The organism is Gammaproteobacteria bacterium, assembly GCA_013696315.1.
Lineage (GTDB): Bacteria > Pseudomonadota > Gammaproteobacteria > JACCYU01 > JACCYU01 > JACCYU01.
In genome coordinates this window covers 1-2,734 of record JACCYU010000106.1, presented here as the reverse complement: position 1 = coordinate 2,734, position 2,734 = coordinate 1, and the positions used below count along the sequence as shown (strand labels likewise).

The window sequence follows — 2,734 nt, the reverse complement described above, 5'->3', positions numbered from 1 at the left end:
GCACATGGTTCGCGGACAATGCCAGCATTCCGGGTTGCGGATAATTCCACACCGGCTTCTTTGTCGCGAGGTCCAGCGCGTATACGGCGCGGTCCGTGCTCACGAAGAGCAAGTTGTTCGTGACGATAACGTTGCGATGAAAGCTGGTGTCACCGCGCCCGGTCGGGCTCCAACTCCACAGCACATTTCCTGTCGCTTCGCTGATCGCATCGAGCACCATTGGATCGTTGCGCGCGGCATAGATCACGCCGTTGGCGAGCGCAGGGGCCGTGATGTACGCATCTGCGGTTGCCCACTCGAATGTCTTGGCCCTGATGTTAAAGCTCGAAAAAACACGCTGTTCATACTGCTCGATGTTACTGCCCGCACGACCGCTGAACGCACCTGCGAAGGCTACGACGTTGGCGCGACTGCCGATCATGGGCGCACCGTGGTACGAGTACGCGAAGGCGGATGCGAATGGATCGGGAATGGAAGCTACAGGCAAACCGCTAAAGCGATTCCATATTTCGAGGGAAGTACCACTGTGATGATAGACGTTGCTCGCATCCACAGCCGGTGTGGACATGCCGTCATCGCCCGCGCCGCGGCTCCACTGAAGCGGTCTACTAAATCCGGACACTGAATTAAGGCTGTAAAATGCCATAACGAGGTGAACGATGACAACAGAAAGCGCAAGGAGACGCATCTACACCGAGGACTTCAAGCGTGAAGCGGTGTCGCTGGTGACAGCACAGGGCTACAAGATTTCCGAAGCAGCCCGCAGCCTGGCAATTGGAGCGAATCTGCTGCGTCGCTGGCAGCGTCAGTTTGAGGAAGAAGCCGGTGGTGCGCGGTTCAGTGGAGGTGAACGCGAAGAGCTGAAGCGGTTGCGCCAAGCAGTGCGCCAGCTGCGGATGGAGAAAGAGATTTTAAAAGCCAGCCAGTACTTCGCGAGGAAAATGAAGTGAAGTACGGGTTTATACGCGATCACGCGCGACACTGGCCGGTAAAGCAGCTGTACTGGCAATTGGGTGTTCAGCGCCGTGCTTACTATGACTGACGAAACCAGCCGCGCCAAGTCATCGCGCCGCGGGAACTGGTGTTGAGGCGGCGCATGCAAGCGCTGTTCGCGGCATCGCGTGGCAGTCTGGCAGCCGCACCATGATGAAAAACCTGTGCCAGGAGGGCTTTGCAATCGGACGCGACCGCACGCGCCGCTTGATGAAGCGCTTGAACCTGAAGGTCAGACAGAAGCGCAAATACCGTGTGACCACGGACAGCAATCATTCACTGCCGGTGGCGGCGAATGTGCTGAACCGCGAGTTTGCTCCGTCGGCGCCCAACCGGGCCTTTAGCTACGGATATCACCTATCTGTGGACTCAGCAGGGCTGGATCTATCTGGCGGTGGTGATGGATCTGTATTCCCGACGGGTCATCCGGCTGGTCCATTGATCGACGCATGAAGAAAGCCAAGAAAGCCCTGGTGATCCGCGCCTTGATGATGGCCATCAATCTGCCGGTCTGATCCATCATTCCGACCGCGGCAATAGGTCACGCCAGTCATGCCTACCAAGCATTTCTGAAGCAGCACGGCATCATGTGCAGCATGAGCCACAAAGGCAACTGCTGGGACAACGCCCCGGCGGAGCGTTTCTTCAGCAGTCTGATACGCGAATGGACCGGCGGTCGACTGTACCCAACCCGAGCGCAAGCGATTACTGACGTGCGAGAATACGTGGCGGTGTATTACAACTCGAAACGATTGCATTCGACGCTCGGCTACACCACGCCACTGAACTATGAAAGAAACCTTAACAAAGTGTCCGAAATCGGTTGACCACTATATATTTTCCCTTACCTCTTCAAGCCAGCCTGCTTCAAGATGCTGTTCAGCGTGTCCCGCGGAACATCAACGCCGGGTTTACCGGCCAATGGTGACGGTGCCCCGCCTGGTCGCATGATGATACTGTCGATGGCTCCCGCGCTGCCGTACCTGCCGCCAGACATCCGCGTCGATCAGCGCGACGAACTCTTTGAACTTCATGATGTGATAATCGCACAGAAGCCGCGATTGCGCCTAATGCACAACCCCAGGCGAGGCCGCGACGGACATGGGAACTCTGCAAGAGAGTACTATCGTATGCTTGGAAATATCTTCGCTTACGCCCGGCGATGCGGCGGGGCGCCCGTAAGGAGCTTCCGCCCTACGTCGTCGTTCTTAGACGCGTTATTACGCATGAGATTTACTATATGGCGCATGCGTCCCGTTCGACCCCACGCCGCCCTCAAACGTTTGACCACAGCCGGCGTCACGGAAGCGCGGGCAGAAGCGCTGATCCGCGCAATCGATGACATCTCGCACCAGGGCGTGACGGACTTCGTTCGTCAGTTGATTTTCATCTCAAGCCAGACATCCGAACAGAGCCAGGAAATTAGAGAGCGGACGACCGCCGCCATGCGCGAAAGCAACGATGATCGATGTTCGGATTTTTTTGCGCTGAGTTTTCGACTACTGCGCGCGGCGAGAAGCGAAGTGGCGTGAACCCGTAACGGCGTGCTGCTGGGGCATGGCGTTACGTGTGTTCATGGACAGGACAAAACCGGCTCCCAGTAGCCAGGCTGCGTTTCTTTGAGCATCGTTGATGTGGAACCGAGAGCGCCGAGATAATAGTCAGAGCCACTGGCATAGTAATACGTCCAGAACCACCAGCCGATTTGCGTGTAGGCGCGCCCGGCGGCGGCGTGGGCGGC

The 2,734-nt window shown here is 57.4% G+C and carries 6 protein-coding genes and 1 pseudogene; 4 read left to right on the top strand and 3 right to left on the bottom strand.

Annotated elements, in window-relative coordinates; all coding sequences use genetic code 11:
- Nucleotides 1-688 (bottom strand): PQQ-binding-like beta-propeller repeat protein (locus tag H0V34_06440; protein MBA2491348.1); only part of this gene is annotated, 688 nt, incomplete at its 3' end.
- Here H0V34_06440 and H0V34_06435 point away from each other — a divergent pair.
- The 3 genes from H0V34_06435 to H0V34_06425 all read left to right on the top strand — a co-directional run bounded on the left by H0V34_06435 (nucleotide 660) and on the right by H0V34_06425 (nucleotide 1,820).
- Nucleotides 660-950: a transposase gene (locus H0V34_06435; protein ID MBA2491347.1), complete on the top strand. Its 291-nt coding sequence runs from the start codon at nucleotides 660-662 to the stop codon at nucleotides 948-950. The genes H0V34_06440 and H0V34_06435 overlap by 29 nt on opposite strands.
- 193 nt (nucleotides 951-1,143) lie before the next feature.
- Nucleotides 1,144-1,446, top strand: coding sequence for a transposase (locus H0V34_06430; protein MBA2491346.1), 303 nt, complete (start codon nucleotides 1,144-1,146; stop codon nucleotides 1,444-1,446).
- Between the two features lie 134 nt (nucleotides 1,447-1,580).
- Nucleotides 1,581-1,820 carry a transposase gene (locus H0V34_06425; GenBank protein ID MBA2491345.1) on the top strand — a complete coding sequence of 80 codons (240 nt, stop codon included), beginning with the start codon at nucleotides 1,581-1,583 and terminating at the stop codon, nucleotides 1,818-1,820.
- Between the two features lie 17 nt (nucleotides 1,821-1,837).
- On the opposite strand, the pseudogene H0V34_06420 reads toward H0V34_06425, so the two are convergent.
- Nucleotides 1,838-2,027, bottom strand: a pseudogene (locus tag H0V34_06420) (type II toxin-antitoxin system HicA family toxin).
- On the opposite strand from H0V34_06420, the gene H0V34_06415 reads away from it, so the two are divergent.
- Nucleotides 1,956-2,525 (top strand): hypothetical protein, encoded by a 570-nt coding sequence (locus tag H0V34_06415; GenBank protein ID MBA2491344.1) that lies wholly within the window; start codon nucleotides 1,956-1,958, stop codon nucleotides 2,523-2,525. The pseudogene H0V34_06420 and the gene H0V34_06415 sit on opposite strands and share 72 nt — an antisense overlap.
- A gap of 41 nt (nucleotides 2,526-2,566) precedes the next feature.
- Here H0V34_06415 and H0V34_06410 read toward each other — a convergent pair.
- Nucleotides 2,567-2,734: hypothetical protein (locus H0V34_06410; GenBank protein ID MBA2491343.1), on the bottom strand; the 168-nt coding region annotated here is incomplete at its 5' end.

What these genes read in the sequence shown, in the direction of transcription:
- H0V34_06435 (MBA2491347.1), top strand. Translation starts at nt 660, where the DNA reads ATGACAACAGAAAGCGCAAGGAGACGCATCTACACCGAGGACTTCAAG.
- H0V34_06430 (MBA2491346.1), top strand. Translation starts at nt 1,144, where the DNA reads ATGATGAAAAACCTGTGCCAGGAGGGCTTTGCAATCGGACGCGACCGC.
- H0V34_06425 (MBA2491345.1), top strand. Translation starts at nt 1,581, where the DNA reads ATGTGCAGCATGAGCCACAAAGGCAACTGCTGGGACAACGCCCCGGCG.
- H0V34_06415 (MBA2491344.1), top strand. Translation starts at nt 1,956, where the DNA reads ATGGCTCCCGCGCTGCCGTACCTGCCGCCAGACATCCGCGTCGATCAG.